Raw genomic sequence first — 23,335 nt, forward strand, 5'->3', positions numbered from 1 at the left:
TTGTAAATATACTATATAATACTCTGTGAGCTGACCCTACGCTCTTGGTCATTTTAAAATGCAAAAAATTGCATCAAGAAATTGAACAAGCTCTCGCTCGCACAAACAATCTGATCTATACTTCAATATGTCTAAGAACAAACCTTTCAGCGAAAAAAAATGCCGGCCAAAACATAAGTTTTAGTCAGCGATTTTCATTTCCTCGAAAGGATTATAAAGGTAAGGGCTGAACCCTATTCACTGCAAATTTTATTTCAAATTTCTTTCACTTTTTTTCTGTGAAATCATGAGTTACCCAGATTCATATAAAGAGTGCCCTGAAGGGTCTTCATCGTAGTGCTTAAGAAATCTTACACCCAAATAAAAGAGTGGCGTATCGAAAAGTGCGAAGAAAAATTTGAATAAATAGCTGTTGATGATCAGGATGATGAGCGTGGCTACAGAATTTACGTTATCGCCTAGGTTTCCGGCGAGATATAAAATGGTCAAAATTGCTGTGGAATCTACCAGTTGACTGAACATAGTTGATGCATTATTTCTCAACCAAAGATGTTTGCCCCCGGTAAGATTTTTCCAAAAATGGAATAAACGGACATCAACCGTTTGTGCAGTCAAATAAGCAATCATACTGGCTATGGTATTGCCAACCATAAATTCATACACCCCCTCGAATAATGGAAGTCCGCCACTTACACCTCCCGTATTGGGAAGCCAATGCCCAACCGACATTAATAATAGCATAAAGAAGTTCATTGCAAAGCCAACCCATACTACGAGCTGCGCTTTCTTGCGCCCGAATAGTTCAGAAATTAAATCTGTTGCTAAAAAAGTAAAGGGGTAGGCTAATACCCCAACCGGCACACTCATGGTATATATACTATCATCCCTCACAATAGAAGGAGTGATGGATCTCAGCCAATCTGGTAATTCAAGACTAAAAAGGGTGACAAATTTGGTAGTGCCTATTACATTTCCTAAAACCAGCGATGTTAAAAATACCCCTGCCAGAGAAAGAAATAATATGTCCCGCTTATGTTGTTTGCTCATTCTTAAATAATAAGTGAGTGATTGTGTAGAATGATATCTAATTCTTAGCAATCAAACTGTAAAGCGGGGAGAATCGTTTTAAAACGTGTAGCCAATACTCAACCCTGCAGAAATAAACATACGGTCAGCAAAAAAACTATAAAAAGGAGTTAATGAAGCCTTGAATAAAACCGGACGTTTTGCTGATTGATAGCGATACCCGATGGTACCCGTAAGTATACCGCCCTCGATAGAGCCAGAATTATCTACAAAAGGAACTAAAGCAGGCTCTTCTGAAAAAACGTATAGTAACCCAGCTCCCAATTCAAAAAACTCATCTTCTTTACCAAAAAGGTAACTCCCATGGGTAAGCACGCCGACCCCAGGCGCCACCAAAGTAGGGGCATAATTAGCCCCTAATCTGGCTACAATCTTCTCTTTAATCCGGTAGTCATAATTTAAGCTGTAGGAAATTCCATTTCCGGCAAATTCTACATAAATAGAATTCTTGGGACTCTTAATAGCTTCGTTATTTTCTGAGGATTCAATTTGCTGTGCTACTATAGTACTATTAATTAAAAGTAGCAGAACAAAAGTACTTATTGATCTCATGATTTTTAATTAGTAGTTACATTAAGTTTAATTAGACCATCTCTAGTAATATCACCACAGGAGGGTAACGCCAATAAAAGGGTTGCATCAACATCATCTTTTACTAACTCAGCTATAGCTAAGTCTAAAGCAGGGAGAATATTTTCTATTCCTTGATAATCGATTAATGACTTTACATACATGTTCGGATTATTAGCATTAAAACTATTGATCTCATTCGAGATTAAATTTTTAATTTCATCTTCGACCTCACTTTCTGCTGTAGAGGTGTAACCAAAAACATCTGCTAGCCACCCTGTAAAACCCGATAAACTAACACTGACATTAAGGTTTTCAAATTCAAAATCAGTCAATGAAAAATTATCGTTGGCTAAAGTGTAAGTTCCTTCAATATTTATTTCATCAGCTTCTGCTACAACATCAGCATTAGAAATAAATCCATTATTACTAGAAAACCAAGCCCTAGCATACATATCAAAAAGTGAAAGTGAGAAGTTAAGTTGACCTCCAGAAGTTAAAGTGGTCGTTACTTTTACTTTTCTATCTAAATCAAATACTTCATGATAAGGAGACCCATTTTGTGATGTGTTTCCTATTGCATCCTTTGCAGTCAGAATTATGCTACCCCAATAAGGAGTTAATTGATTTGTTGGAATACTAGAATTGTAAGTATATGCGCCAGAACTATTCACAGATGCTTCAAGTCTATATTGATCTGTTGGTGTGCATGATGGTCCACCTCCACTACCACCACTGCCGGGCGGATCTATACAAGTAGCAGGGTCACATGGCTCATCAAAGGAAGAAGTTGTGGGAGAAAATGTATTTACCGAGCCGGTATCTTTTTTTGAGGAAGAATAATCCATCTCATTTTCTTGGACTTCATAAACAGATGAGGAATTCAAACTATTTGAACTAGCAGAGGTTACTGGATTTTCCTCTGGTGTACATCCACCCCCAAAAATTACTATGGTAGTTAATATATATATATATATGCTTGTTTCATTTACTCTCTAATGTATTATTTATGTTGCACTAATAGATACGTAAAAAAAAGATGGCGAGCAAATTTTACCCCAACCTCATTTAAGCTATTGCAACACAACCGGAAGCAGATCATTCAAAACATTATTCCAATTTATACCGTACCAGCGAACTGAAACCCTCGTACATTCGTTTTGCAGATGAAATTAAGTCACCTATATGGATACAGAAAAACTAAATATTAAAATTGAGCTGACAGAAGCAGCCATTGACCTATATATAAAAGATCAATTTACTATACCCAATTTAACTGACAAAACGGGTAAATCAGCCTCTGAAATCTACGCCCTCTTTCCCAACAAAAAAGCTATTCTGAAATTCTATTATCCTTCTTTAGTGATCCGGTACCGCGCGATGGTTGGAGAAATTGAGGATTTTGATTCTTACTCTATATCAGAAAAACTATCCAATTTCATCTTTACCCTATTTGATATGATGGATGATCGGCGTGAGTTTGTCGAGGATACCTTCCGTAAATATGAATGGAAATGCACAGGCAATTCTGAATTTCAAGAAGAAGTCAAACACTTATTTAAAGACTTCTTCACTTCAGATGGGAACATCGCAACCAGCGCCGGTTTTTTAATAGGAGACTTATTTTACAGTTCACTTAAAACGCAGTATCTATTTCTCATTAAATTTTGGCTGGAAGATAATAGTGAGGATCGAGAGCGTACCTTTGCCCTCACCGATAAAATTACCGGTTTCATTGAAGAGCTGGTCTACTCAAAAATTGTAGACAAAGGATTTGATCTCGCTAAGTACTCTTTAGGTGCTTTTGGCTTCAGCCAGCAGGTGAAAGATTTCAACGAATGGGTTTCCGGTTGGTTTGAGGATGAACCGGAAGTTGAAGTCGAAATTACAGATGAAGAAGACGAGGAGACTGAAGATGAGTAATGACTTCCCATCCTCGAAATTTGAAAGAGGCAGTCGCATTGCCAAGACCGGGCTCAAAGTTGGAACCAACTACGCCAAGCGATATCTCCGTAAAAAATCCGGAAAGGAGAATGAAAGTTCTGACAGCGACTTTCATTCTGAAAACGCGAAAGAAGTATTTAAGGAATTCACCAAGCTTCGCGGAACAGCCCTTAAAATAGCCCAGGGCATGAGTATGGATCAGGGGTTTCTGCCTGAAGAATTTGCTGAAGTGATGAGTCAGGCTCAGTATTCGGTTCCTCCTATCAATAAAGCGCTCGTTCGTTCTATTATAAAGAGAGAACTCGGGGGTTATCCTGAGCAACTTTTTGCACATTTTGAATCCGAAGCATTTGCAGCAGCATCTATCGGACAGGTACACAAAGCAGAATTAAAAGATGGCCGAAAAGTTGCTATTAAAATTCAATACCCGAATGTAAGAGAGACGATCAATTCTGATTTAGGGCTGGCCAAAATTCTGGTAAAGCGGATTGTAAAAAAAGGTGCCGAGATTGATCCCTATTTCGATGAAGTTAAAGAAACGCTGCTTGAAGAAACCGACTACACTAATGAAGGGCAGCAAATTGAGCTTTTTCGGGAGCGATTTGGAGGGTTAAATATCGTAATACCGGAATGGATCAAAGAGTATTCTACGGATAAAGTTTTGTGTATGACTTACCTGGAAGGCCGGCACCTGAATGAATTTCTTAAAGAAGAACCAACTCAGGAACAACGAAATCGGTTTGGGCAAATGCTTTGGGATTTTTTCCACCAGCAAATTAAGGATAAGAATTACGTTCACGCCGATACGCACCCCGGGAACTTCTTATTCACAAATGATGATAAACTCGGGGTAATCGATTTTGGCTGTGTGAAACAATTTCCGGAAGAATTTTTCATGAATTACCTCAGCTTGCTTCCTACTCATCTGCATGGTAATGAAGAAGCTATTCGGGAGCTCTACCATAAATTAAAAGTTATAAAAGCAGACTCTGATAGCCCCGAAAAGGAAGAGGAGTATTTTCACTTTGCGCGAAACTATGGAATGACTTTCGCTGAGCCTTATAAATATGAAGTTTTTGATTTCGGTGACGAAGAATATCGAAATAAAATTAAGTATTTCACCAAAGACGCTCCCATTGGTAATGAACCCCGCGGATCTCAACACTTTTTATACACTACCCGTGTACACCTGGGGCTTTATAATCTTTTGATGAAACTTGGCGCTCATGTTGATACTTCAAAAAGCAAAGAAATATTAAGTGAGATGCTGGATGTGGAGTTTAGGGAATTGGTATAGATAAAGCCCCGCAGTATTTTTTGCCGGAAGGGTCGAACCGTAACGGGTTTAGCTTTGTTTCCGCCAACCCGAGAAGATAACATTTCGGACCAACCTTCTTTTTTCGATACCTATATAATCAGTAATTATATCAGTGTGCATACAATATTTTGTTATATTTGTTGAAATAGAAAACGGCATTTAAACATTCTACATGAATACTTCAGTATCTGAAGGGTACAAAAGAGACGAAGACGGGTTTTACTGGTCAGATGAAGCAGAACCCCACATGGGGCGTCGAAAGGAAATCTTAAAAAAATACCCCCAGGTAAGAGAACTTTACGGAGTAGATACTTCTCTGAAGTATAAGGTTTTTGGGTTGGTTCTTCTTCAAATGGTTTCCGCTTACTTTGCTCTGAATTTACACTGGGCTTTATTTTTAGCGGCCTCTTACATATTCGGCGCTACTATTTCTCATGCTTTATTTTTGGCAATTCATGAATTGAGTCATCATTTGGCCTTCAAGAAAAGAGCTCATAATAACTGGCTCGCCATATTTGCTAACATCCCGATGATTTTTCCTTATGCGATGTCGTTTAAAACCTATCATTTGATGCATCATGCCGAGCAAGGTGATGAACATCATGATGCCGATTTACCACATCCTGTAGAAGCAGGCTTTTTTAAAGGTTTATGGGGAAAGCTGGTCTGGGCTTTCAACCAGATATTATGCTATATAATACGTCCATTATTTGTGCACCCTTTAAAGATGAAAAAGTGGCACTTCATTAATATGGTGTTTCAGTTCCCTGTTATTGCTTTATTCATCTATTTTGCCGGGTGGCAAGCTCTTCTTTATTTAGCGGTCTCAGTATTTTTTGCCGGTAGCTTGCATCCGCTTGCCGGACATTTTATCTCCGAACATTACGTCTTTGAAGAAGGGCAAGAGACCTACTCCTATTATGGCCCTTTAAACAAGCTTTCGTTCAATGTAGGATTTCATAACGAGCATCATGATTTCCCGCGCATTCCAGGATCCCGATTACCGAAGCTAAAGAAATTAGCTCCTGAATATTACAGTGACCTGTATGCCCACAATTCCTGGACCCGGGTATTATTTAAATTCATCACAAACGCTGATATTTCCTTACACAGCCGGGTCAGGAGAAAAAGCTCCAGAAAGGAAAAATAACCTGCCCGATAGTTGCTCATTTATTTTTTACTCAACGGAGAAACAATCTATTTAAATGAGATTGTCTTATATATAATTGGCTAAAAGTCTGGGCAGCTAGCCATATCACACTTATATAAATCTGTAAGGAATTCGGTTTTCGTTGCTCTTACTTTAGAAAAAGACGATGAACCATACAGAAACCACCTTTAATACTATGCCGGACCTCCAACAAGCTGAACATATTCTTCATGATATTTTCGGCTTTGAGGAATTCCGGTCGCTCCAAAAAGATATAATTGAAAACGTACTCCAAAAGCGTGATACCCTTGCCGTAATGCCTACCGGGGGAGGGAAATCACTTTGCTATCAAATTCCTGCACTCATTTTTGATGGACTTACCATTGTTGTTTCTCCCTTGATTTCACTGATGAAAGATCAGGTTGACCAACTTACTGCTTATGGAATTTCCGCTTCGTACCTGAATAGCTCGCTTTCACCCGGGGAATACCAAAACACACTCGACCTTATCCGCAGGAACAAGCTGGAGCTTTTGTATTTGGCTCCCGAAACTCTGCTGAAAGGTAATGTCCTGAATCTGCTTTCAGGACTAAATGTTGAATGTGTGGCCATTGATGAAGCCCACTGTATTTCAGAATGGGGACACGATTTCCGCCCGGAGTACCGGCAACTGGCTGATGTCACCAATCGATTCAGCAATGCAGTTACCTTAGGACTTACTGCTACCGCAACACCCCGTGTACAGAAGGATATTGCAGCATCTCTGGGGTTGAAAAACGCCAATACTTTTGTTGCCAGTTTCAACCGTGAGAACCTGTATCTGAATGTTGAATCAAAAAACAACGCTCTTCAGCAGGTGATTAATTTTATACGAACACACGAGGGGGAGTCGGGGATTATCTATTGTTTTTCAAGAAAACAGGTTGATCAACTTTCTCAGGATCTGAATGCAAATGGATTCAAATCCCTGCCCTACCACGCCGGACTTGGAGAACAGGAGCGGGCCCAAAACCAAGATGCTTTCATCAAGGATGAGGTGGATATCATTGTAGCCACTATTGCTTTCGGTATGGGTATTGATAAGCCGGATGTTCGGTTTGTAGTTCATCACGACATGCCGAAGAATATCGAATCATATTATCAGCAAATTGGACGCGCCGGGCGTGATGGCCTGCAATCCGATTGCCTGTTTCTGTTCAGTTATGGAGATGCTGCCAAGATCCGGTACTTCATTGACCAGAAAGCGGAAGCCGAACAACGTGTGGCAGAGCAACACCTGCAAAAGCTAATGGGGTATGTGGAGGCTCACCAATGCCGGCGTATCAAGTTGCTGCAATATTTTGGAGAAAACTTCAATGAGCCAAATTGCGGAATGTGTGATTTCTGCACCGGCGATACGCCCGAAAAAGAAAACATCACCATTCCCGTTCAGAAATTCTTGTCAACAATGGCCCGGACGGACCAAAAGTTCGGGTATCACCATATCAAAAACATCCTGGTCGGTTCACGCCGCAAAGAAGTTCTTAAGTTTGGGCACGATCAGCTTTCAACCTATGGAATTGGAAAAGAATTCAGCCGGCCGGAGTGGAAACAGCTGTATCGAGAACTCATGAAACAAGACATCATCGTGAGAGAGTTTGAACATAAAAGTTTAAAGCTTACTCCCAAAGCCATTGAAATCCTCAAGGGTGAGCAGGAGGTTTTTGGGGTGATAGAAGAACCTCAGCAAAAAGCACGAACCGGAAATGCTAAATCCGAAATCGAGTCGCTCGACTTCAACAAAAACTTATTTGCCTTACTAAAGGAAAGACGAATGGACCTGGCTCAACAGCAAGAGGTTCCTCCCTACGTTATTTTCGCAGACACCTCGTTGATCGAGATGGCTTATTATTGTCCCCAATCAAAGGAGGGTTTTTTGAAAATTCATGGAGTAGGCCGGGCAAAAGCAGAAAAATACGGCACGGCTTTTCTTGACATCATTATCGGTTTCAGTAAGGATCATAAACTGAAAGAAAGGTCAAAGTCTGACCGGAAAAGAAAAAGTAAAGTCCGGAAAACACTAAGCAAAAGCAGTCGCCCTTACGAAGTTGGACAATTGTTTTGCGAGGGAGACAGCATTTCGGATATAGCTACAAAAATCAGTGTTAAGGAAAGCACAATTGTGGGATATTTAATCAAGTTTGTAAGAGCAGGAAATGCAATACCCTCTGACAAGATCTTAGAAGCATCGAACCTGAGCAGTTCTGATTTGAAAAAGATAAGAAAAGCCTTTGATGAACACGGCACCGAAATGCTTCGGCCTGTTTTTGAAGCCCTTTCCGAAGAAATACCTTATGATGAATTGAAAGTGGTGCAGCTGCATTTAATTTCAAAAGGCTGACCATTTACTTGCTGGATATTAAACGTTATAAATCCCGCAAAATTTAAACATAAAAAAAGCACGGGCTCACCACCCATGCTTTAAATACCAACTTTCGATTTCTTTAATCAATCGAATTCAGATATCTGAAAAAGTCACTGTCGGTAGACAGTATGATATTCGATTCTTTATCCATGGTTTTGGTATAAGCCTCCATCGATCTCATGAACGAGTATAACTCCCTCGCCTGATTGGTTCTGTTATATGCCGAATTATAAATGGCTGCAGCCCGCGCATCCGCTTCACCGCGAATAATTTCCGCTTGACGGAATGCTTCTGACTGAATTCGCTTCAAGTCGCGTTCTTTTTCACCATTTATTCTGGAAGCTTCTCCCTGCCCTTCAGACCTGAATTCATCAGCAATTCGGTTACGTTCTGAAATCATACGGTCATAAACCGTCTGGCGAACATCTTGTACATAGTTGACTCTTTTAATACGGAAGTCAAGAATTACGATACCTAAATCGGTAGCGCGCTCATTCGCTTTTTGCTGGATTTCTTCCTGAATGGTCTCACGACCGGTTTTGATCGTTTCCAACGAATCTTCCACAACTTCTAAAATAGCAGCTCCGGAAGTATCCGGTTCGCGATTACTGGTTCGTACAATTTCCAGCAAATCATTAGAAGCTATTGCATTTCGGGTTTCACCATCCAGAATATCATCTAAACGTGATTGTGCTCCCCGCTCATTCCCCAGCCGTTGATAAAACTGAAGGGGATCGGTGATTTGCCATCTGGCATAAGAATCCACAAAAATGAATTTCTTATCCCGTGTTGGAATTTGGTTTCTGTCTCCATCCCATTCCAGGTAACGCTTCTCAAAGAAATTCGCTTCCTGCATAAACGGAATCTTAAACTTTAGTCCAGGCTGAGTTATAGCCTCTCCAACAGGATCACCAAACTGAGTGATTATAACCTGTTCGGTTTCATGAACCACATAAAATCCGTCAAGTGCAGTTAAAACTATAACTAGTCCAATAACGCCGGCAATTATTCCTTTTGCTTGTTGCATCTTAGTTACCTCCGTTATTGTTTTGAGTGGATGATTGTTGCACACCATTTAACTGCATTTGAAGCAGTGGCAATACATTATTACCGTTTTCATCCATGATAATCTTCTTTCCCATTTTCGGAATTATGTCTTCCATAGTTTCTAAAAATATCCGCTGTTTTGTAACCTGCGGGGCTTTCACATATTCGGTGTATAAATCGTTAAAACGAGATACTTCACCCTCTGCTGTATTCACCCTTTCAGAGGCATAACCTTCAGCACGCTGAATGGTTTCCTGGGCTTCACCTCGTGCTCTTGGTATCACACGATTGTAATCGGCTCTGGCTTGGTTAATTAAGGTCTCTCTTTGTTGCTGAGCTTCGTTAACTGCGTTGAACGATGGTTTTACGGGATTTGGCGGATTGATATCCTGAAGCACTACCTGTTCTATGGTAATTCCCATTTCATACTCCGTTACCAATGCCTGTATTAGTTGCTGAACCTGAATAGAAACTTCGGCACGACCAACGGTTAACACTTCATTTACAGTACGGTCCCCTACAATTTGGCGCATTGCCGCTTCTGAAATATCCGAAAGCGTTGATTCAGCATTACGTACTTTGAAGAGATAACTGTACGGATCGTTTATCCGGTATTGAACCACCCATTCTACATCCGCAAGATTCAAATCGCCTGTTAGCATCAGCGATTCATCTTCATATCCTGCTTTTTGGTACTGGGTTTGGACGCCTGCCTGAACCGTACGGTAGCCAAACTCTTGTTTCAGCTGTCGTTCAACAGGAACCAACTCCACCTGATCGATAAGTGGTAATTTATAATTCAATCCGGGTTCTACGGTTTCTACGAATTTACCTAACCGCACAACAACTCCTACCTCTTCCGGGTCAACCGTAAAGAATGTGGAGAAGCCGAGCAAAGCAACAATCAATCCGGCAATAATAAACCGAATGTTTTTTGAAATCTTTTCGAACTGCGGCGGTACATTAAAATCAAAGTTTTGATCTTGAGCCATGTTCTATGTTTTGTGATTAATATTATTTTTGAGACGTCTCGCTTGCAGCCTGTCAAAATTGGGCGATTTGTCTTATTACTTTTTAAACCTTCAGGCATATGATAGTAGTATCGTCTGCCAATTGATAGTTACTGAATTTCTGAACGGTACGTTTTATTTCCTGGGCAATCTCATTCGCTGATAAGTTTTCTGTATCTATAGATTCTATCAACCTTGGGACTTCATCAAAACCAAAACGCTCTCCCATTTCATTCACTGCTTCAGGCAAACCATCAGAATACAACAGGAAAAAATCGCCTTTCTTCATAGTAATTGTTTCGGCTTTGTACTTCACTCCTGTTCTTAACCCTAGTGGGTAGGCAGGTGCGGGAGTATGAATATATTCAGCCAAACCATTTCGTTTAAGTATAGGGCGACAGTGCCCTGCATTGGCTATACTCATTTTCATTGTTTCAAAATCATAACGAGCCAGCGCGCAGGTGATGAATGTTCTTTTGTCGGTTCTTGAGAATATAGGCTCCGTTATTCGTGATAATACCTCATCCGGCATGTCGTCTTTCATTCGCGAAAGTAACAACCCACTTGTAAAAACGGCGGGCATTGCAGCACGCATTGCCTTCCCGGATACATCAACAACAGCCATTGTAAGAGCGGTTGGCTTACCTTGCTCGTTTTCGGAAAGCACGTAATCAAAGTAATCGCCTCCTACTTCAAAAGAGGGAAGGAAAAATCCATAGACATCAATTCCATCTGCTTTGGGAGGCTGAAGTGGCATCAGTTTGTACTGACTTTCACGTGCAATTTCGATTTCTTTTTCAACCCGAAGATGTTGAGCTATGCGTTCCTCGTATTCAGGTATATATCCACCCACCTCTGTTACAGAAACTCCATATCGATAAGCGATAAATCCATAGATAAATGGCCCTGCTATAATAAAAGCCTGAACCCAGCTTACATAAGCTACTTCCATCGAGTCAGACCCCAGGTAAGGCTGCATCATAAAAAACACACTATAGAACCATGAAGCAGTACAAACTGTCAAAAGTCCAAATTCACGGATTGCATAAATCAGGATGACCGCAATTCCCAGGTAAATGATCAGGTCTTCAAAAACGGAGCCGCTAGTTCCTATTAACCGCCCCAGGACTGTGATACAAATGCCTGTAAATATGATTGAAAGTAGTCCTACCAGCCATTCTTTTTTTACCCAGTGATTTATGATCGAATAAACAAAGCCAATTTGAGCAATACAGACCAGCCAGGTTACCGTCCATGCGCTCATATTAATAGTGAGCAATTTGGGTTGAATGCTGGCCTCAGCAAATCCAAACTGACTATCGACCTGGACCAAAAATTCCCCCATCAAATATAACAGCGCTGATATAATACCAATCAGAATACCCCCAATCGCAAAGCCATGAATAAGCCCTGCTCCGGTTTCACTTACAAAAAATTTACGTTGCCAGAGGGCATCAATAACATCAACCTGCTTTTGTTTTTGGGAACGAGCCAAGGCCTCCCAGCTGATGTACGCCAAAGAACCATACAGACCTACCACCAAGGCAAATAACACGTTATTAATGGTTGCCCCAAAGATACCGGTGTTGTTCAGAAAGTCGTTGAATGTATAAATGAAGAAAATTGCTCGCCAGCCATACGTAGTAAGTGCAATGACGATAAAAAGAACTAACGCCCGTCTCCATTCTACTTTACCTTTAAAAATATTCCTGATACCTACTGTGAAAACCAGAATAGCCAGTATAAATAAGGCTATGAACAGCGCATAAGAAAAGTATAAGTCACTGTCATTATCAATTGAAGTACTGGCTTGTAAATTTTCAGGTTCAAACTGATTCATCGCTGAAAATGACTCTATGCTAAAACCAAACTCCGTCCGAAAACCTGATTCATTATCTATTTCCCGAACCACCGGTTTTAAGTTTAATGAAAGTGTTTGAGGAGTATCGCTTGCCTCTGGTTTTCTTTTCCAGGTTATGTCAAGGGTATTGGCTGTCCCATTTTCCATTACTACTCTCTGATTACGTTCTTCCAGAACCACAAAAGAGGAATCGTCAGAATTGTCTACATCGATTTCATACTTTTCCAGATCATACCCTAAAGTATTTCCAACTAGACGATTTGCTATTCCCAACAGGGAATCTCCCTGAAGAAAGGTAGGGTTGGGGTTTCCAGAATGAGCTTGTAAACGAATAACCCTTCCGGCATTGGATACATTAATTTTAAGGCGGCCGGTATCTTCAAATAACTGTCCTGTAGAGGCGAACATACCACTGCTATTGTTTTTACTGCCTACAATAGTTTCCCAGCTTTGAATATGCACGTCTGCTTTGTTCAGCTTGGCCGGATTGGTTTCTTCCGCTAAAGTATCTTCTAGCGTTTTTAGGTACTTCAGGTGCTGCTTTCGCATCGTCATTATGGCGAGGGAATCGGCAGAAAAACCAAGTTGTGGTGCAATTTCTGCAAGACGTTCTTCAACTGCTTCTTTACTTTCAGAAATCGGACCTGAAGCATAGAATTCAATCTCGGGACGGAGAAGAAAATAGCTCACCAATCCCGCTAATCCACAAAAAAGTAAAACAAAGGTGCGACGGTTTATCAACTAAATCTGCCCTAATTAATCTTATATCATCTAAATGACAGGAATTAACACTATCAAAGCAAGCTACGATTTTTTAGAAGCTTTGTTACTAACGATTTCGCAGGATTCACTTAATCTCGACTACTCAGTTCTTGCTCTCTGATAAACTCAATTTTAAAGATACTGCCGTTCTTTTTTGAGCTTTCCAATATTTCAAAATCTCCTTCCAGTTGACCTGCAAGTGTTCTGATGAGCGTTGACCCTAATGAATCAGAGTCTGTAAAGTTCTCAACATCAAAACCCTGACCATTATCCGAAATAAGCATGGTTATTTTATCATCGGCCTGAGTCATGTTTACATTTATTTTTCCATTCTGCTGACCTTGAAATGCGTGCTTAAAGGCATTTACAATCAGTTCATTAATAAGTAAAGAGCAGGGAATAGCTTGATTGATACTTAACGAAATTGGTTCAACATCAGCGGAGAGCTCGATATTCTTTTGCCCATTCATATGCATGCTACTGATGGCCTGAAGTAAATCGTTAACATATTTATCGTATGCAATGTAGGCCAGCGACTCACTCTCATATAGCATTTCATGAACCAGCGCGATAGATTGGATTCGCATTTGGCTGTCACTTAATGCCTTTTCAACTTCAACATTTTTTGCGCTATAGCTTTGAAGTTGAAGTAATCCTGAAATTACTGCAAGGTTGTTTTTCACTCGGTGGTGAATTTCAGCGAGCATCACCTCTTTTTCTTTTAAAGAGGTACGGATTTCTTCTTCCTGTAGCTTACGCTCAGAAATATCACTAGCGACTGATACGGTACCCACCTTGTTACCTTGTGTATCCATTAATTCTGCTTCAGAAAACAAAACCGGTAACAGGTGCTTATCCTTATGGATTAGAGCGAATTCAAAAGACTTTTTATCTTTTCTATTCTGCTCATATTCCGTTTTCATGCCGTCCATGTTGTAAAAATCCTGGATTGGACGATTCGTCATTTCATCCACTTTATATCCCATTAGGTCAGCTGCTGCGGAATTGACCCGGATAAGAGTCCCGTTATTATCCGTTACAAACAAGGCTTCCTGTATAGATTCAATAATGTTATCTACATATGCTTTTGAGACGGTTTTTTTCTGAAGGCCAGCCGCCATTGAGTTAAAAGCTTGTGCCAATTCTCCAATTTCATCTTTTGAAGTTACTTCAATCCGTTCATCAAGCTTACCTTCACCCAGTTTCTTGGCCGTAATACTCATTTTTGCCAGCGGATTGGCAATAGACCTATATATATAAACAGCTAACACAATAGCCAGTAGAACAGAACTCAGCGTTGCGATATAATTTATGAGTTCTGCTCTCTGCAGGGAATTTGAAAGCTGTACATTCCGCTGTTCCTGAATAGATAAAACAAAACTTCGAAGTTGTGTAATCTCCGGAATGATGTTATTTCTAAAGTAAGGTTCAATCGAGTTGATGAACATAATATTAGCCTGACTGAAATTCTCTTCCCCTAAGTCAAGCCATTGGAATGCTATAGACTTATAAACTTCATAGCTCATAAGTAGCTCGCTTACATCTTCCGGAAGACGCTGATCCTGAATCAACAGTGTTTCCAGTTTAGAAAAAGACGTTTCAAACTGCTCCAGTTCTCTTTCAAATTGCGATATAAGCTCTACAACTGCGGGTAGCTCCTGTACCGTATCATAATTTTTTTCAACAACAAGGGCTTCTCTTATTCCATTTAAAAAGATCAGACTTTGGAATAAGCTGCGTTCCATTTCCCCGGTATAAATCACTACTTCCGAAGCTTCATTTACTGAACGTAACTGTTCCTGTCTAATTTCTGATGTGTAGTGATCAGAAATAAAACCAACAACAGCCAACAGCATACTAATGCATATAAAGCCAATTATTATTTTTGTACCGAGTCTCAAGACTAATAAAAATTAAAGAGTTGAACGCCTCTAATTATAGAGATTCCACATAGGAAACTCTATAATTTTAAAATTAAAAAAGACTCATGTAACAATTTAACCAGAACTTAGAAAGAGAGTATTTCTTCTATCTTATCTGCAATTTTCCCGGTTGTTGGCAACACCGAATTCATCAGGTTAACATTATAAGGAACAGGTATATCAGGCATAGTTACTCGTTCAACCGGAGCATCCAGGTAGGTGAAGGCTTCGCGCACAAGAACGGCAGCGATCTCAGCCCCGAACCCGGCTGTTTTGTTATCTTCATGAACAATCAAGCATCGGTTTGTTCGACGTATAGAATCCAGAACTGCTTCCTTGTCCCAGGGCATTAATGTTCTAAGATCTAGCACATCCGCAGAAACTCCCAGTTTTTCAACGGCGGCCTCACTGCGTTCACACATAGCTCCCCATGTAATAATGGTGAGTTCCTCTCCTTCTCTCAATTTCTTTGCTTTTCCAAAAGGAACAATGAACTCATCTCCCGGATAAGGCTTTCGGGCGTACTTGGCATCCAATAAATTTCGATGCTCAAAAAAGATCGTGGGATTATTACTTCGCATGGCAGATCTCAATAACCCAACTGCATCTTCAGCGTTGCTTGGCATGGCTACCTGCCAGCCAATGGCATGTGTAAAAAACACTTCGTTACTCATACTGTGCCATGGATCTCCACATTTAGCGAAACCTCCCGGCATACGTACGACAATTGGAGCAGCAAATCGATTGGCAGTTCTCCATCTTGTTGTTCCGCAATTATTAAGCTGCTCGGTAGCCGGATCTGCATACTTTCTGAACTGAATTTCTGCTACCGGCATCAAACCGGAATACGCAAGCCCTACAGCGCGGCCAATAATACCTTCTTCAGAAAGACTGGTATCAAAAACACGATCTTCGCCGAATTCTGATTGGAGATCCATTGTAGCAGCGTGAACGCCACCCTTCATTCCCACATCTTCCCCAAAAACCATCAGCTTTGGATTGGTCTCCAGTTCGTACTTCAGGGTTCTTCGGATAGCCTCTACTATATTAATACGCTGTTTTTCAGGTTGGGGCTCTTCAGTAAATTTCGGAAATTCATGGCCTTCTACAACTAATCCCCCTATAGTCTGAACCTCGTCTTCAGCAAAAGCATACTTCTCTGTTTGTGAGGTATCAGGTTCCGGACGATTTAATGCGGCCTGTGCAGCTTCTTCAATAGTTTTATCAGCTTTCTTTTCCCAGTTTTTCCATGTTTTTTCTGTGATATAATCCGGAACCATAAAGGCTTTTAATTTGTCGAGCGGATCATTCTTCTGCTCTTTTTTAAGGAGCTCATCATCTTTATAAGCCTGGTTATCCTGATAAGAATGTCCATTTAACCTTGGAACTGTCAAGCGGATAAGTGCAGGGCCTTTCCTGTCACGTACATAGTTGACTGATTCTTCGAGCAGCGATGAAGCACCTTCCGGGTCGGTACCATCGCCGTCATATATCTTCAGGTTGTTAAACGATTGAAGGTTATTGCTGATTTTACCGCCCGGAGTTTGATATTCACTAGTCACCGAGATTCCATACCCATTATCCTCAATGTAGAATAGTACTGGCAGATTCTGGGTAGTCGCGATCGTCAATGCCGACCAAAACCCATTTGTAGCTACCGAACCATCACCACCCAGAATTACAGAAATAGCTTTATCATACTCTTTTTCTTTGAGCACTTTTCTGCGGTATTCAATACCCTGCGCCCAGCCAATTGCCGGAGTGTATTGTGAACCTACGTCCCCAGCCATTGGAAGCACTTTAGGACTGTCAGCTTCTGGTTTATTGCAAACCACACCAATATCGCGCCCATCGCTATAGCCACCTGACTTCCCCATCGGGGCAGCCATTGCATCTTCCTCAGAAAGCCCCAAAGTGAGTAAAAGCGGTCTTGAACGATAATATGCACTGGCCGCATCATTTTTATTGGTAAGTAGTTTCCCTAACAAAATTTGTCCAAGCTCATGCCCGCGGGCCGAAAACTGATACAATACTTCTTTGTTAGGAACCAGCTCGTTTTCTTCCTTGGCATCCATTGCCCTTGAGTTTAACATAAGCTGAGCAACGCTATTCCAATCAACGTTTGGTGCTGTTTTCTTTTCTTTTTTTGATGCCGTTTTTGTCTTGGCCATAAATAAAATCTTTACTGCTTACTTCTTAGTTACTTCTAAAAACGATTGTTCAAAGTGATCCATTTCCTCTGAAAGTCCAACTGTAATTCTGATACAGTTTGGCAATCCGAAGGCATTAATTCGTCTCAATATCACCCCTTTTTCCAACATACTCTGAGTCAAATCTATAGCTTCTTGTTCTGAAGGTAAGATCATCATCACTGAATTTGAGATCGATTTCACATATTCAACATTATGTTTATCAAAAAACTGGTACAACCTGTTTTTACTCTCTTCAACAACTTCCACGCTTTTCTGCAGAAACTCATGATCATTATATGCGGCCAGAGCTGCTGCCTGCCCCAAAGTTGTAGGTTCAAAGGTAAGCTTTGTTTTCATCATATTACTGATGAGTTCTTCATCAGCTATTGCATATCCTACCCTGAATCCTGCAAGGCCATACGCCTTAGAAAAGGTTCTTAACACTATGATGTTTTCATAATCATAATCCAGTGCCTGAGGATAATCCTTGACGTCTTTTGCATATTCAAAATAAGCTTCATCCATCACTACCAACACATCCTCAGGAACCTGTTGCATAAACCACTCAAATTCATCTTTGTTGATATATGTACCAGTAGGATTATTAGGATTAGCTATATATACCATTTTAGTATTCTCATCTATGGCATTGGCAATAGCTTTTACATCATACCTATACCCCGATGTCATCGGAATCCGTTTAAGGTGAACGCCACGAACACCAATCTGCACAAAAAACCCAACAAAGGTGGCATCTGCAGTTACCGCATTTTCCCGGTTCAGAAAAAAGGTCTTACATAAAATAGAGATAATGCTTTCCGATCCAGAAGCCAATAATACATTTTCGCTCTTTACTCCATTTCGTTCAGCAATAGCGGCTCTTAGTTTGCGGGCAACAGGGTCAGGATAATCCTGAATTTCTTTAAACGCCTGATCAATGGCGTTCTTTACTTTGGGGCTGCACCCCAATCGGTTCTCGTTAGAAGCAAGCTTGGCTATTTTTTTGGGTTTGTATAAATCTGCTACTTCTGCAATGGTCTTACCCGCAACATAGGGTTTTAGGGTTTCTATATTACTGGGTACTAACGGTTTACCAGTTTTTGTAGTCATTAAGCCTTAACTTACTTTTTAGAATTTTTGACAGAGCAGAAATTTACCACTAAAAAAGCGCTTTTTCCAAGCATGTAACAACTTAAACGAACTATTTACATTTGCTTTTGTTTCAATCTTTAAATCTCTAATAATATACCCATCAATTAATGAGTAAGACGATATTAATTACTGGAGCCAGTCGTGGCATAGGATATGAGACTGCACTGAAATTGGCTTCAGAGAATCATACAGTTATTGCTACAGCACGTTCTAAAGACAAGCTTCAGGAATTATCAAAAGCTGCCAACAACGGACAAATAATTTCAACCCCAGCAGACCTTACCAAACCAGAAGACATCAAAAAATTAGCTGATGCTGTTGCTGGAACTAATGGTTTGGATGGTTTGATCAATAATGCCGGGGTTGTTCACCGTGAAGCATTTATGGATACAGATATCGAAGTGTTCAAAAAGCTTATGGATGTAAATGTATATGGAATTGTGCGCCTGACACAAGCTATGAAGACCCACCTGAAAAAAGGAAGCCATATACTGAATATTTCTAGCATGTCTGGTTATCAAGGTAGTTTAAAGTTTGGTGGGCTTTCAGCTTATGGAACTGCAAAAGCAGCAGTAGTTGGCTTATCCGAAGTAATGAGTGCTGAATTTACAGATGAAAATATCGCCGTAAATTGTTTATGTATTGGCGCTGTGCAAACCGAGATGCTTGCTGAAGCTTTTCCCGGTTTTGAAGCTCCGGTTTCTCCCCAACAAATGGGAGACTACATTGCCAATTTTATATTAACAGGTCATCAGTTTTATAATGGGAAGGTTTTGCCTGTAGCTTTAAACGATCCCGGATAGTCATTAATGGTATTGGCATTCATTATTTACTAACTTCGGTTAAATCAAAAAATCTATGAGACCCTAATGCGTACACTTACAGCATTTTTCCTTTGCATCACAATTATCTTTTCAGCAACTAAAGCCTCTGAAGCTCAGACTATTGAACTATTGGCTGGAAACACTTTGAATGGCGCCGTAAATGGGACGCTATTGGGAGGTGCCACCATGGCTTTGAATAGTAATACTGACTTTGCCCCTTTACGTGTTGGGGTTGGGCTTGGAACTTTATATGGTGTTGGTGTTGGAGCCTATGATATTGCATCTTCGGGTGGGCAGCAATTGATTGTCCAGGGTTTATTTAATGATGGTAATAATACCAGTATTATCGTTTTACTTGATACTTTTTATGGTGCGGCAGCAGGAGCAGTCATTACTACTTCGGTTATGCTTGTAGCTAATGAACCTTTAATAGATGGATTGCAATATGGAGCTGGTATTGGCGCTTGGGTTGGGTTTGGAGTCGGGCTGATTGATGCTTTTGCTCTTTCTCAACGGATTACACCAACCTCTTCGACGGCAATGAAAAGTCCGGTACCAAGAGCTGATGGATTAGTCGGCCTTCAATTTGATAATAAAACAAGCATCGGGTTGATTTCTCCTTCTATCACTACTACTTACCAAACTACAGATAGTGGTTTGTCCCGCAAACTTAATGCCTCCGTTAATTTGCTCAACCTGAAGGTTAACTTTTAGGTTCGGCCAATTTTTTAATTATCGCTTTCGCCGTCTCCATATGTCCGGATAATGAATGGTGCAAACCATCCGGGAGGTAATTCCATGCATTCGGCTCTCCTTTGCCCATTCGGTTTGCGGAAGGGTCCACAATAGCTCCTTGTTTACCTGAAACCACGTCCTGAACCGGACCTAAATCCTCCGGTTTTATCGTAAAATCATATAGCAGGTTTTCTTCCAGCATCTCGTCAATCACAGGTGCCGGGGTAACCCAGATCAGTGGATTCTCTACTCTTGATTCCAGAACAGACTGAATGGTCTCTATATTTTCCCAGGTTTCTGAAAGAGGTAGCAAGGTACGATCAGGAGCAATATTTAAACGCTGGGCATCGAAAGTTCCAAGAGCTACAATTACCCAATCCGGCTCATGAACAACAACATCCCGGTCAATCCGGCGCAGAGCTTCAGCTGTTGTATTGTAAGACACACCCGCATTTAAAAATTTGAAGTTCGCCTTCTCAACTGAAATTTCCAGTACATGCTTCAGAATGGTAAACCAACCCTGTGCATCTTCAGTATTGGAGTCACCAAATGCTACAATGGTTTCTTCTCCGTCCATTGGAATCTTATCCAGACAATCTACAATTTCATCTTCCTTTAAAATTTCAAGGGCTGCTTGCCGGGCATTCTCGTCATAATTCTCTCTATACTCTTTGAGCTCTCCTTCTGTGATGCCAAATAAACCGGCTTCCGATTTAATATCATTTTTTCCAGGAAAAAGGGGAATTCGTTTTGTGATATGATAGAAAGGCAGCATAAACTGCTCCAGAATTCCTTTTTCTTCGTCAGTAGCTTTTTTATTCGCCATTATTTTATATGTACTCTTTTTTTAGTTTGTCTGCTAATTTCTGCACTCCTGAACCTGCATTTTCTTTGAAATGAGTCCATTCATCAAAATCGTAGAGCTGGGGATTTGAAGGATCTATGATGAATTTTGGGATGCTTGGTTTTGCGTAATCAATTAAGCCTGCAGCAGGATACACAACTAAAGAAGTACCCACCACAATCAAAATATCTGCTGTCGAAACTTCTATTGCTGCAGGTTCAATCATAGGAACCATCTCGCCAAACCATACTACATGTGGCCGAAGCTGAGCTCCGTCTTCCGCTGTGTCTCCCATTTTGATTGGATCAGAACCTATATCAATTACAATAGATTCATCCTCAACACTTCGTGCCCTTTTTAATTCTCCATGTAAATGAAGAACCTGTTTTGAGCCAGCCCGTTCATGTAAGTCATCAACATTCTGAGTTACAATGGAAACTTCAAAAAAATTTTCCAGGTCAGCTAAAGCATGGTGAGCAGCATTAGGTTCTGCTTTTGCTGCTTGTTTGCGTCGAAGATTGTAAAAGTTGAGAACATTTTCGGGATCTTTTTCCCACCCTTGAATGGAGGCTACTTCATTAATATCATAACCTTCCCATAAACCACCAGAATCTCTAAATGTAGCGAGACCACTCTCTGCACTAATTCCGGCCCCGCTAATTACTACGATCTTTTGATCAGGCATTCACCATTGAAAATTTAAACCATGAACTGTCCATTTTATACTCTTCTACAACATCCGCATTACCACCATATTTATACGTTTGCATAATGGTATTTACTTCGTCCTGTAGAGTTTTAATGGCATTCTGAACTAACTCGTTATTAAATCCCTGATCTCCGAGATTTAAAGTGAACTCCATAGAAATAATCCGGCCTAATGCGCGTCCGAGTTCTACGAGTTTACGTTGGGGCATTTTTGGATCTATTTCAAAATTAAAATGCTCTTTAAAATATTCTGATGAGCGTGAAGTAAGGTGGAAATCGTTAAGGAAATCCTGAAGATTATTATTCTTCAGCTTACGCATCATCTTCAATACCGACTCACTTATCTGCTGATATAAAATATCGTTGGAGCCTTCAAAAATTTGAAACGGACGACTATCGATTACTGATCGTCCTGCAATGCTATCCAACCGATAACCCATTGCTCCTTTTAGCTGTAACAAAGATTGGGAAGCTCGCTGCATATAGTCTGTTACAAGGGCTTTAATCGCATTTGCCTCTAAATCCATTCGGGAAGTATTTTTCTCTAGCGGGACATTGGCACTGGTGAAGCTGCACATAGCCGAACAAACGGTGAAATACGCTTGAATTTCAGAAAGCCGGCTTTTGACCTGATCATAATTTATCAGGCTTTGTCCACCTACAAAACGTTCTTTACAATGCTGCATCGCTTCGTCCATCATTCTGCGTAAGAAACCCATTCCCATACCCGGAAATTGAAGACGGCTTCTGTGAAGCAGGTCCAACATCATGGTAACGCCAGTACTTTTCGGTTGCAGCTTATGAGATTCATCTACTTTAATGTCGATTTTATTTTTTCCATAAGGCAGCATATAAAGGCCAAGATTATTGTAGTACTCCTCAACCTCAATACCTCCATTTCGGGTATCATGTATAAAGAATGAAATATCGCGTCCCAAATCACCTTTGTCACTCATATTCCTCGCAGTGATGAGCCAATAGTCCGCCATCCCGGTAAGTCCACCCCAGTGCTTGGTTCCTTCAATTTTATAAGTTTCGTCTCCAATTTTCTGATACGATGTCTGCATTTTTAATGCATCTGAACCATAATCAGGTTCGGTGATCATCAACCCACCTAGCTTATTATTATTAATTACGCGATTGTAGATATCTTTTTTAACCTCTTCATCTGCATAGTTCGCTAATGGCTGTAAAAACAAAGCACCATTTATACCCATCATCAATGATAGGGGGAGAGATTCATAAGAACTTGCTTCAAGCATAGCAAGAGCTTCAGCGGTATGAGCACCATAACCTCCATATTCAGAAGGTATAAAAGCACTCAATGGGGATAAATCCATTATCTCTTTTAATGTAGATTTCTCAATTCCCCTGACTAATGTATTCTCTTCAGCCTGTACATTATCTGAAAAAATATCAGATAACTTTTTTTTGTAGTTCTTTAGAAATTTTTGAAAATCCATCGCAATTACGCCTACTTAGTTTTTTAGTCAATTTTGTAACAGTTTTACTGAATATAAGCATTCCATATTGGGTTTTCTGTAATAGTTTCACAAAAACTCTTTCCAATTTTTCGCTTCACTATTACGAATTTGATTGAGGCTTTTCATCAAAACGTAGTTATCCAGACTTAATATCTCAGATAAGCAAAAAGGAGAGCGGGGGAAATTAATTTGGAAAATAATTTTACCCGGGATAAAAAAAAGCCTCTTCAGGGATGCTGAAGAGGCTTGGGGTAAAAAAAGAAGAAGGCGACGACCTACTCTACCACGAGTGCAGTACCATCGGCGCTGCAGGGCTTAACGG

The 23,335-nt window shown here is 40.4% G+C and carries 18 protein-coding genes; 6 read left to right on the forward strand and 12 right to left on the reverse strand.

Annotated features, from left to right (window positions below; genetic code table 11):
• Window positions 1-291 precede the first annotated feature (291 nt).
• From RIB15_RS15670 to RIB15_RS15680, 3 genes are all read right to left on the reverse strand, one after another.
• On the reverse strand, window positions 292-1,047 hold the full coding sequence (locus RIB15_RS15670; protein ID WP_350203120.1) for a queuosine precursor transporter: 756 nt from the start codon (window positions 1,045-1,047) through the stop codon (window positions 292-294).
• A 78-nt stretch (window positions 1,048-1,125) separates the two neighbouring features.
• A complete protein-coding gene (locus RIB15_RS15675; RefSeq protein WP_350203121.1) occupies window positions 1,126-1,638 on the reverse strand; it encodes a hypothetical protein in 513 nt (170 codons plus the stop codon).
• A gap of 5 nt (window positions 1,639-1,643) precedes the next feature.
• On the reverse strand, window positions 1,644-2,504 hold the full coding sequence (locus RIB15_RS15680; RefSeq protein WP_350203122.1) for a hypothetical protein: 861 nt from the start codon (window positions 2,502-2,504) through the stop codon (window positions 1,644-1,646).
• Between the two features lie 337 nt (window positions 2,505-2,841).
• Between RIB15_RS15680 and RIB15_RS15685 the strand changes: the two genes are divergently transcribed.
• From RIB15_RS15685 to recQ, 4 genes are all read left to right on the forward strand, one after another.
• Window positions 2,842-3,579 (forward strand): hypothetical protein, encoded by a 738-nt coding sequence (locus tag RIB15_RS15685; protein WP_350203123.1) that lies wholly within the window; start codon window positions 2,842-2,844, stop codon window positions 3,577-3,579.
• Complete coding sequence (locus tag RIB15_RS15690; RefSeq protein ID WP_350203124.1) at window positions 3,572-4,897, forward strand: ABC1 kinase family protein; 1,326 nt, start codon at window positions 3,572-3,574, stop codon at window positions 4,895-4,897. Before RIB15_RS15685 ends, RIB15_RS15690 begins: the two co-directional genes overlap by 8 nt.
• Window positions 4,898-5,090: 193 nt before the next feature.
• Window positions 5,091-6,068 carry a fatty acid desaturase gene (locus RIB15_RS15695; protein WP_350203125.1) on the forward strand — a complete coding sequence of 326 codons (978 nt, stop codon included), beginning with the start codon at window positions 5,091-5,093 and terminating at the stop codon, window positions 6,066-6,068.
• A gap of 166 nt (window positions 6,069-6,234) precedes the next feature.
• Window positions 6,235-8,448, forward strand: coding sequence for a DNA helicase RecQ (gene recQ / locus RIB15_RS15700; RefSeq protein WP_350203126.1), 2,214 nt, complete (start codon window positions 6,235-6,237; stop codon window positions 8,446-8,448).
• 103 nt (window positions 8,449-8,551) lie between these two features.
• Here recQ and hflC read toward each other — a convergent pair whose 3' ends face one another.
• The 6 genes from hflC to hisC all read right to left on the reverse strand — a co-directional run bounded on the left by hflC (window position 8,552) and on the right by hisC (window position 18,376).
• Window positions 8,552-9,499, reverse strand: a complete 948-nt coding sequence (gene hflC, locus RIB15_RS15705; RefSeq protein WP_350203127.1) for a protease modulator HflC — start codon at window positions 9,497-9,499, stop codon at window positions 8,552-8,554.
• Window position 9,500: 1 nt separating this feature from the next.
• Window positions 9,501-10,511, reverse strand: a complete 1,011-nt coding sequence (gene hflK, locus RIB15_RS15710; protein ID WP_350203128.1) for an FtsH protease activity modulator HflK — start codon at window positions 10,509-10,511, stop codon at window positions 9,501-9,503.
• A gap of 82 nt (window positions 10,512-10,593) precedes the next feature.
• A complete protein-coding gene (locus RIB15_RS15715) occupies window positions 10,594-13,080 on the reverse strand; it encodes a PP2C family protein-serine/threonine phosphatase (RefSeq protein ID WP_350203129.1) in 2,487 nt (828 codons plus the stop codon).
• A 161-nt stretch (window positions 13,081-13,241) separates the two neighbouring features.
• The gene (locus RIB15_RS15720) at window positions 13,242-15,053 is read right to left on the reverse strand and encodes a histidine kinase dimerization/phosphoacceptor domain -containing protein (RefSeq protein WP_350203130.1); all 1,812 of its coding nucleotides are present in this window, start codon (window positions 15,051-15,053) and stop codon (window positions 13,242-13,244) included.
• Between the two features lie 107 nt (window positions 15,054-15,160).
• A complete protein-coding gene (locus tag RIB15_RS15725) occupies window positions 15,161-17,245 on the reverse strand; it encodes an alpha-ketoacid dehydrogenase subunit alpha/beta (RefSeq protein WP_350203131.1) in 2,085 nt (694 codons plus the stop codon).
• An 18-nt stretch (window positions 17,246-17,263) separates the two neighbouring features.
• On the reverse strand, window positions 17,264-18,376 hold the full coding sequence (hisC, locus tag RIB15_RS15730; protein WP_350203132.1) for a histidinol-phosphate transaminase: 1,113 nt from the start codon (window positions 18,374-18,376) through the stop codon (window positions 17,264-17,266).
• A 149-nt stretch (window positions 18,377-18,525) separates the two neighbouring features.
• On the opposite strand from hisC, the gene RIB15_RS15735 reads away from it, so the two are divergent.
• Window positions 18,526-19,221, forward strand: a complete 696-nt coding sequence (locus RIB15_RS15735; protein WP_350203133.1) for an SDR family NAD(P)-dependent oxidoreductase — start codon at window positions 18,526-18,528, stop codon at window positions 19,219-19,221.
• 66 nt (window positions 19,222-19,287) lie between these two features.
• Window positions 19,288-19,956 (forward strand): hypothetical protein, encoded by a 669-nt coding sequence (locus RIB15_RS15740; RefSeq protein WP_350203134.1) that lies wholly within the window; start codon window positions 19,288-19,290, stop codon window positions 19,954-19,956.
• Here RIB15_RS15740 and RIB15_RS15745 read toward each other — a convergent pair.
• From RIB15_RS15745 to RIB15_RS15755, 3 genes are read right to left on the reverse strand one after another with little or no spacing between them, the layout of a single operon-like run.
• The gene (locus tag RIB15_RS15745) at window positions 19,946-20,803 is read right to left on the reverse strand and encodes an SGNH/GDSL hydrolase family protein (protein ID WP_350203135.1); all 858 of its coding nucleotides are present in this window, start codon (window positions 20,801-20,803) and stop codon (window positions 19,946-19,948) included. The genes RIB15_RS15740 and RIB15_RS15745 overlap by 11 nt on opposite strands.
• A gap of 4 nt (window positions 20,804-20,807) precedes the next feature.
• Window positions 20,808-21,506, reverse strand: coding sequence for an SIR2 family NAD-dependent protein deacylase (locus RIB15_RS15750; protein WP_350203136.1), 699 nt, complete (start codon window positions 21,504-21,506; stop codon window positions 20,808-20,810).
• Window positions 21,499-22,992, reverse strand: a complete 1,494-nt coding sequence (locus RIB15_RS15755) for an acyl-CoA dehydrogenase family protein (protein WP_350203137.1) — start codon at window positions 22,990-22,992, stop codon at window positions 21,499-21,501. Before RIB15_RS15755 ends, RIB15_RS15750 begins: the two co-directional genes overlap by 8 nt.
• Window positions 22,993-23,335 lie beyond the last annotated feature (343 nt).

This window comes from Gracilimonas sp. (assembly GCF_040218225.1).
Classification (GTDB): domain Bacteria; phylum Bacteroidota; class Rhodothermia; order Balneolales; family Balneolaceae; genus Gracilimonas.

Excerpts from the sequence above, each read along its gene's own strand:
- RIB15_RS15735 (WP_350203133.1), top strand. The coding sequence starts at position 18,526 with ATGAGTAAGACGATATTAATTACTGGAGCCAGTCGTGGCATAGGATAT.
- recQ (WP_350203126.1), top strand. The coding sequence starts at position 6,235 with ATGAACCATACAGAAACCACCTTTAATACTATGCCGGACCTCCAACAA.
- RIB15_RS15690 (WP_350203124.1), top strand. The coding sequence starts at position 3,572 with ATGAGTAATGACTTCCCATCCTCGAAATTTGAAAGAGGCAGTCGCATT.
- RIB15_RS15685 (WP_350203123.1), top strand. The coding sequence starts at position 2,842 with ATGGATACAGAAAAACTAAATATTAAAATTGAGCTGACAGAAGCAGCC.
- hisC (WP_350203132.1), bottom strand. The coding sequence starts at position 18,376 with ATGACTACAAAAACTGGTAAACCGTTAGTACCCAGTAATATAGAAACC.
- hflC (WP_350203127.1), bottom strand. The coding sequence starts at position 9,499 with ATGCAACAAGCAAAAGGAATAATTGCCGGCGTTATTGGACTAGTTATA.
- RIB15_RS15670 (WP_350203120.1), bottom strand. The coding sequence starts at position 1,047 with ATGAGCAAACAACATAAGCGGGACATATTATTTCTTTCTCTGGCAGGG.
- RIB15_RS15755 (WP_350203137.1), bottom strand. The coding sequence starts at position 22,992 with ATGGATTTTCAAAAATTTCTAAAGAACTACAAAAAAAAGTTATCTGAT.
- RIB15_RS15675 (WP_350203121.1), bottom strand. The coding sequence starts at position 1,638 with ATGAGATCAATAAGTACTTTTGTTCTGCTACTTTTAATTAATAGTACT.
- RIB15_RS15750 (WP_350203136.1), bottom strand. The coding sequence starts at position 21,506 with ATGCCTGATCAAAAGATCGTAGTAATTAGCGGGGCCGGAATTAGTGCA.
- RIB15_RS15695 (WP_350203125.1), top strand. The coding sequence starts at position 5,091 with ATGAATACTTCAGTATCTGAAGGGTACAAAAGAGACGAAGACGGGTTT.
- RIB15_RS15680 (WP_350203122.1), bottom strand. The coding sequence starts at position 2,504 with ATGGATTATTCTTCCTCAAAAAAAGATACCGGCTCGGTAAATACATTT.
- RIB15_RS15740 (WP_350203134.1), top strand. The coding sequence starts at position 19,288 with ATGCGTACACTTACAGCATTTTTCCTTTGCATCACAATTATCTTTTCA.
- RIB15_RS15745 (WP_350203135.1), bottom strand. The coding sequence starts at position 20,803 with ATGGCGAATAAAAAAGCTACTGACGAAGAAAAAGGAATTCTGGAGCAG.
- RIB15_RS15725 (WP_350203131.1), bottom strand. The coding sequence starts at position 17,245 with ATGGCCAAGACAAAAACGGCATCAAAAAAAGAAAAGAAAACAGCACCA.
- hflK (WP_350203128.1), bottom strand. The coding sequence starts at position 10,511 with ATGGCTCAAGATCAAAACTTTGATTTTAATGTACCGCCGCAGTTCGAA.